The organism is Mahella sp. (assembly GCF_020054945.1).
Taxonomy (GTDB): Bacteria; Bacillota; Clostridia; order Mahellales; family Mahellaceae; genus Mahella.
Window position 1 is genome coordinate 1 of the sequence record NZ_JAIHAU010000072.1, and the last position, 7,289, is coordinate 7,289.

Consider the following 7,289-nt stretch of genomic DNA (forward strand, 5'->3'; position numbering starts at 1 on the left):
TGCAACCGCATGGTTAAAAGCCCGATGGGTAAGGGCGGTGCCATGCGGGCGTACTGACTGCCAACATTGGCGAGGAGAGACAATAACAATTGCGTTACCAGCCTCGTAAGGGGCTCCGAAAGGAGAAAAAAGCAAGATGGTATTCGTACTGGACAAACATAAGAAACCACTGATGCCATGCACAGAAAAAAGAGCGCGGCTGCTCCTTACAAGAGGCCGTGCGGTAGTGCATAAAATGCAGCCGTTCACCATACGGCTAAAGGACAGGACAGTAGAAGAAAGCCAGCTGCAGCCGTTAAGGCTCAAACTTGACCCGGGCAGCAAAACAACCGGTGTAGCGGTTACTGAAGAAAACGATCCGGACTGCGGCAAAGCAATCTATCTAGCGCAAATACACCACAAACCAGGCATAAAGAAATCGCTAAAACAAAGACAGGCACAGCGCCGGAGCAGACGCAACCGAAAGACGCGATACCGCAAGGCAAGGTATAACAACCGACATCCAAACAAATGCGCCTGCTGCGGCAACAACGCAAAACACGACAGCCGATACTGCAGCAAATGCCATCCGCGCCGCGACAACGGGTACAGAGACCGATGGCTGCCGCCATCATTGAACGCCCGCGTGGACCAGACCATGAGCATAATCAACAAACTGTGCAAAAGCATGCCGATAGCTGCCATATCAACAGAACACATCAAATTTGATACGCAGCTTATGCAGAACCAGAACATTGAAGGGGTGGAGTATCAGCACGGCCAACTGGCAGGCTACGAAGTCAAAGAATACCTGTTGGAGAAATGGGGCAGGAAATGCGTATACTGCGGCAAAGAAAACGTACCGCTGGAAGTAGAGCATATAATCCCAAAATCCAGAGGAGGGAGCAACAGGATAACCAACCTGACGCTGGCCTGTCACAAATGTAACCAGAAGAAGGGCGACATGACAGCAGAAGAGTTCGGTTTTCCCGAAGTGCAGAAACAAGCCAAACAGCCGCTCAAAGACGCCGCCATGATGAACGCCACGCGCTGGGAGCTATACGACAGGCTGAAAGAAGTGGGGCTGCCGGTTGAGTGCGGGAGCGGAGCAAGAACAAAGATGCAGCGTCTAAGACATGGTTTGCCGAAAGAGCATTATTACGATGCCTGCTGCGTAGGTGCCAGCACGCCGCATAACCTCAAATTTAAGGCGGCATATGTGCTGGAATTCCATGCTAAAGGCAGAGGTACAAGGCAGAGGACACTTGCGGACAAAAACGGATTTCCAAGAGGCTATCTATCCAGAGAGAAGACATTCTTTGGATTTCAAAATGGCGATTATATCAGAGCCGATGTCCCGAAAGGAAAATACAAAGGCAAATACACAGGATATGCAGCCATAAGGAGGACGGGATACTTTGATATACGCAGTGCCACAGGCAAAAACCTAGCACAGGGCATATCTTATAAGTATTGTCATGTTATACAAAGATACGATGGATACACAATCGTTTTTACCTCTTGCATCCAGACGGCAATCCATCGGATGCCCTTTGCCCTTTTGTCAAAAAGATAAAACACTTGGATTATACCCATTAATTTTTGGGAAAACAAACATAGTGACAAAGCCAGGCACTCTACGCTTCAATTACGTAGAGTGCCTGGCTTATTATTTTAAAAACTATGCGTCAAAGGACATGAAGCAGGCCGCCTGTTTGCATATTGCCGAGCATTCAAGCGAAGCTTTGTGCATTCATCACAAGCCCGAGCACATCTGTTGTAAGTATCAATACACTAGTAATTATCCTTTAAACTTTATTGTCTTATACCGGCAGGCTGTTGTGTATTCTGCTGGTTGGGAATATTGAATTTCGGAGGTTTCGGATTGGTTAAATTATTAGCATCAAAGAACTTACCAGGGGTAGATAAATCAAAATACTGTTTTGAATCTTCCGTTACTCCCCAATCTTTAAGAGATCCTGTTTCTTCAAGCATATTGAAAGCCATTCGGAAGAGCGTGTTGTGCGCTTCTTCACGATTCAGCAGAAAGTCAATAGCTTCACGTACTCCGCTGTCATTGATTTGGCGATATAAATATTGATAGACAACTTTAGCCCTCTGTTCTGCAGCTATGTCCGATAAAATATCGGCGGCAAGGTCCCCAGTTTCATTTACATACGCCGCAGTAAAAGGATATCCGGATGCATTTGCAAGCATCGGCGTTAAGCCTGTCAGCACAGATGCCTCAATGTTGCCTACGGTTGTATTATAAGCATCAACCTGATGTCCATTAAGGAGATTGACTAATGTTGCGACCATTTCCATATGGCTAAGTTCCTCTGAGGCAATATCCAGAAACATGTCTTTAATTCTAGGATCCTTGATTCGATAGCTTTGAGATAAATACTGCATCGCTGCTTTTAGTTCACCCTGTGGCCCTCCCAATTGTTCCTGCAGCATATTGGCATAATTCGGATTTGGGCCGTCTACCCGAACATCTTTCAGTAGTTGTTTGTCATGTTTAAACATTAAATTATTTCCTCCTAGTATAATGTATTTGTAACAAAGTTACATGATTTATCCCAAATCGGAGGCAAAGAAACCTGAACATTATATACTGTTAGTTATATAATCGTTCGCAATTCTTAACCTCCGATATTAGCAATTAAGTACTTTAATGGTTTATTTCATCCATTGTATGCCCCAAATTATTTGTAACAGGATGAAATTCCCTACGTATTTTTCAATATTTTAGTTTGGCAAAAAATATAAAGAATATGCACAACCTATCGATTTAAAATATACTGCCATAGTGTCTTTGCCACCGGCAAGGCATCGTGGCTGCCTGAAGACGCACTTTCTATAGCTACTGCTATTACGGCTTGAGGGTTATCGATCGGTCCGTAAGAGATAAACCAGCCAATGGGCAGTTTGCTTTTATCGCTGCTGATCTCGGCGGTACCAGTTTTGCCGGCCAACGACAGCCCCGGCAATCTAGCTGCATAGCCGGTGCCGGTGGGCTGATCTATGACGTCACGTAGAAATGCCGTGATGGCTGACAGAGTTTCGGGTTTAAGGTCGGTGGACAGCCACGCTGTAGGTGTGAATCGCTCCATGGTATTGCCGTTTTTATCCTGTATGCGCGATATTATTAGCGGTTTGGGCAATGTACCGCCGTTAGCAAAAGCCGAATACACCATGGCCATGTGCAGCGGTGTTGTGATAAGTTTGCCCTGGCCGTAACCTGTATCAGCTAATGCTATATCGTTTTCTATATTGCCATTAGGTGATAGCGCCGGCTTAGTTGTGGGCAATACAAAGGGTATATCCTGGCCAAAACCAAACCGTTGGGCATAATTCGCCATTGTGTTTTTGCCCATCTTCAATGCGATTTGGGCGAAATATATGTTGTCCGACCATATCATAGCGTCACGCATATTGACGGCGGGTTTATCCGGTCGTGCTACGCGAGTTACATAATAATTGCCCCATGCGCTTGATGCCTGCCATTTACCCGACGATGTATCTATAGCTTCGTTGGGATCAATAAGACCGCTATCTATACCCGCTGCAGCTGTTATAGACTTAAATGTAGAGCCTGGTGGATATGATGAACGTATGGCACGATTAAGCAACGGCTTTTGGGGATCGGTATTTACTGCTTGCCATTGGTCAGAGCTCATGCCTAGCGAAAACATGTTGGGGTCAAAGCTTGGGTGACTGGTCATAGCCAGGATTTCGCCGCTTTTTGGCTCCATTATTACTGTAGCACCTTTTTTATTGGCCATAGCTTTTTCCAACTGCTGTTGCAATGCTATATCTATAGTTGTATATACGGCGGCTCCGTCTTTTTTAGGGCGTTGACCCACCTTATATCTTTCGTTTCCCTGATTATCCACAATGGCTACGGTAAAACCAGGTGTACCTGCTAACATATCATTAAAGGCAGCTTCTAGTCCGCTTTTCCCTATTTTGTCGCCTGCCTGAAATCCCTTGTCTTTTAATTTAGCCAACTCTTCTTGCGAAATTTCGCCTATGTATCCGATAACATGAGCCATAGCTGATTTGTACGGGTACACCCGCTCGGTGGCTTTAGATATCATAACGCCGGGAATGGCTAATAGTTTTTGCTTTACATCATCAGGTAGGTCAGCCGGCAACAAGCGTATAGGCACAAATAGATCTGGTTTAACCCAGGATTGCGTATATTTAGCTTTTATCTCTTCCGGCTTCATAGACAATAGCTGTGATAGCCGCTGCTGCAATAGCACTTCATCTTTTATTTTACCGGGCACCACTCCTATAGATAGCACATTGCCATGGGTAGCTAAAGGTACGCTGTTTCTGTCAAATATGGAGCCCCTTTTAGCTGGTTGACGCGATACCTTTACTTTGTCATCGCCAGTCAATTGAGGCAATATCAGATTGGGGTTCCATTCTATGCCCCATATTCCATCCTTTCTGATTAACTGCATCTTATACGACAACGTTATATCGCCGATCGTAGAGGTTCTAAAGGTAATGCTTAACGGAATTGATGCTGCATCTTTATTATCTTCCGAAATGGATGGTGTACCGATATTATATTCCATGGCCTGCAGTTCCATGCCATCAAATATGTTTTTATACCGATTGGCAAAAGATTGCTCGTCAATAGAGGCCTTAGCATTAGCAGTCAATAGTTCATACATGTTGGCATATTGTTGTTTCTGCCACAAGGACAAGAAATGTTGAGCGGTTTCTTCGGGTTTTGGCGGTGCCTCACATCCGTTTAGCGCTAATACTATCGTTAAGGCAAGCACTGTGCAGATCGGGATGAAAAACTTCCTTAAGGCTTGCATATAAACTCCTCCATATTTATTTCACTTACAATTTTATATCAAAGTGTGGAAAATAGCAAACCCAGTGTCTGCTAATAGCATGAATTTTTGTTGCTTTTCTATGGCCACAAATCAAACATTGCCAGCGATTTTGACTCGCAATGGAGTTGATTTTATCATTTGCAAAAAAGGACAAACGGATTAGAGTTATGGGCATGGAAGGCTCACGCACAAATGCGAATGTACCAAAAGATGAATTTCAAGATTACGATGTTACATATGCTGTGACTGATATAGAATCGTTTAAGAAGGAGGATAAGTGGCTCGAATATTTTGGAGAACGAATATTTATGCAAAAACCAGAGGCCATGTCATTATTCCCACATGAACTTGGGAATTGGTTTTCATATTTATATGATGACTGCTGCAATGAATTTTGGTGGGTATCTACTTATGTAGTTAAAGGATTGTGCCGTAGGGAGATACTGTTTACTGCAGATCATTTGAATCAGATCGTACGACGTGAACTGCTTAGAATGATATCATGGAAAGTTGGAATAGAGACGGGCTTTTCATTAAGCGTTGGGAAAAACTATAAGTATATTAACAAATACATTAATGAAGATCTATGGAATAGACTTTTATCTACATATCGCATGGATTCCTGTGAGAATATCTGGGAATCGCTGTTTATATGCTATGAGTTATTCCGAACGGTGTCTAAGGAGGTATCGGAAGTACTCGACTTTGTTTATCCGGATTATGATAAAAACATCACAAGATATACCGAAAATATGTATAAAAAATTTTCTACATATAGTTATTGACATATGCCCATAATAGGGTTAATATAGTTGTAGGGCATGAGCCAATAAATTATACTTTGTGCTGTGAGGCGTTTATCAATGGAGATGAGTCTATAGCTGCTAAGTTAAGCAAAGGGGAAAAGTGTTGGCTGCGGACAATGTGAAGCTATCAGCTTATAACTTAAGAAGGGAGGTGTGATTATGCCTGGAAGAGATGGGACCGGTCCTCTGGGACAAGGGCCAATTGCAGGGAGAAGAGCAGGATTAGGAGGTCGGCAGGGAACAACGGGTGCCGGACCTGCGGGGTATTGTGTTTGCCCAAAATGCGGGGAAAAAGTTACTCATACGGCAGGAGTTCCTTGTACGTCTATGAAATGCCCCAAGTGTGGTACAACTATGGTAAGAAGTTACTAGGGAAATGACAGAAAGAAGCAGGAAGAAACCTGCCTCTTTCTTATAAAATCGTTCTTACACATAAAGGAATATATGGCAGAAATAATATAAAAGGCCTTCAATTTCATGCCGCTCATACTTTGATCATTAGCAAATGAAATTTGATTTGAAAGGGGTGAGTTGGTTTGCTTGACTATTTTTATCGTTTGCTTAAGGAAAATAATTTGAGGATTACACCTCAAAGAAAGGCTATATTGGAGATATTATATAATTGCAGGGGACATCACCTTGGAGCCGAGAATATTTATGAGCTTCTTACAGCAAAAGATAATGATAAAAAGATAGGGCTGGCCACGGTATATCGTACATTGGAATTATTCGAAAAAATTGGTATAGTATCAAAGTTATCGATGGAAAACTCATCGGCACGATATGAGCTGATAATGTATGATAAATTAGTGCACCATCATTTAATTTGTTTAAAATGTGGACAATTGGAGGAATTAGACGATAGAATAGCTGAAGAGTTTAAAAACCGGATTTTAGAAGACAAAGGATTCGAGGTTGCCAATAAATCAATGAAAATTTACGGATACTGCAGCAATTGCAGATTGAATTGACATACCCCAAGAATAAATTCGTGGGATTCTGGACCATCGAAGGATGCCTGACAAAGCAGGTCTTACGCTTTCTCCCGCAAGGGTTGATGTCCCAACCCTGAATTCGATGTTTACGCAGCAAACCATGACTTGCTGCAACGGCATATCGATTATCGCCGCCTTTCATCCCACCAAAGCCATTTTCATCCGCTAAACATATTGATATATGTTCATAATTGCACTAAAATGGTTGCTGTAGGCATAAGCCCACAAATTTTATTACTGATAACTAAGGAGCTGTTAAATATATGAAAATATATATCCTTACGGATAACAGGACGAAAAAGCGGGGTTTTCTTGCGGAGCATGGCTTATCAATCTATATTGAGTATGAAAAAGTTAATATTTTGTTTGATACCGGTCAATCTGATGTTTATTGCCACAACGCTGCACGGATGGGCGTGGATTTGAATAAAACCGACTTTGTTGTGCTCAGCCATGGCCATTATGACCATTGCGGCGGATTAGTCTATTTCCCAAAAATGGAAAGATTCCCGAAGGTTTACGTACATGAAGCCGCTTTCGCGAAAAGGTATGCGGTAAATTCTGACGGAAAGGAATTCTATGAGGTCGGTATTCCGTGGTCACCCGACGATTATGATGATATTAAAAGTAGTCTTGTACTTACAAAG

Annotated in this window: 6 protein-coding genes; 4 read left to right on the top strand and 2 right to left on the bottom strand. The window is 42.9% G+C overall.

The annotated features are described in order from the left end of the window. The first annotated feature begins 136 nt into the window (after window positions 1-136). On the top strand, window positions 137-1,555 hold the full coding sequence (gene iscB / locus JG770_RS10465) for an RNA-guided endonuclease IscB (protein ID WP_291958736.1): 1,419 nt from the start codon (window positions 137-139) through the stop codon (window positions 1,553-1,555). Between the two features lie 239 nt (window positions 1,556-1,794). Here the strand turns inward: iscB and JG770_RS10470 are convergent, their stop codons facing one another. Further along, a complete protein-coding gene (locus JG770_RS10470; RefSeq protein WP_291958738.1) occupies window positions 1,795-2,508 on the bottom strand; it encodes a manganese catalase family protein in 714 nt (237 codons plus the stop codon). Window positions 2,509-2,765: 257 nt separating this feature from the next. Then, entirely contained in the window at window positions 2,766-4,820 is a 2,055-nt protein-coding gene (locus JG770_RS10475) for a penicillin-binding transpeptidase domain-containing protein (RefSeq protein WP_291958741.1), read from the bottom strand. A gap of 140 nt (window positions 4,821-4,960) precedes the next feature. Between JG770_RS10475 and JG770_RS10480 the strand changes: the two genes are divergently transcribed. The 3 genes from JG770_RS10480 to JG770_RS10490 form a co-directional block, all read left to right on the top strand. After that, on the top strand, window positions 4,961-5,626 hold the full coding sequence (locus JG770_RS10480) for an aminoglycoside 6-adenylyltransferase (RefSeq protein ID WP_291958744.1): 666 nt from the start codon (window positions 4,961-4,963) through the stop codon (window positions 5,624-5,626). A gap of 557 nt (window positions 5,627-6,183) precedes the next feature. Beyond that, window positions 6,184-6,618, top strand: coding sequence for a Fur family transcriptional regulator (locus JG770_RS10485; RefSeq protein WP_291958747.1), 435 nt, complete (start codon window positions 6,184-6,186; stop codon window positions 6,616-6,618). Between the two features lie 287 nt (window positions 6,619-6,905). Continuing rightward, on the top strand, window positions 6,906-7,289 hold a 384-nt coding region (locus JG770_RS10490), incomplete at its 3' end, for an MBL fold metallo-hydrolase (RefSeq protein ID WP_291958749.1).

Bases quoted from the DNA above. Each gene is read 5' to 3' on its own strand.
- iscB (WP_291958736.1), top strand. From the start codon at position 137: ATGGTATTCGTACTGGACAAACATAAGAAACCACTGATGCCATGCACA.
- JG770_RS10470 (WP_291958738.1), bottom strand. From the start codon at position 2,508: ATGTTTAAACATGACAAACAACTACTGAAAGATGTTCGGGTAGACGGC.
- JG770_RS10475 (WP_291958741.1), bottom strand. From the start codon at position 4,820: ATGCAAGCCTTAAGGAAGTTTTTCATCCCGATCTGCACAGTGCTTGCC.
- JG770_RS10480 (WP_291958744.1), top strand. From the start codon at position 4,961: ATGGAGTTGATTTTATCATTTGCAAAAAAGGACAAACGGATTAGAGTT.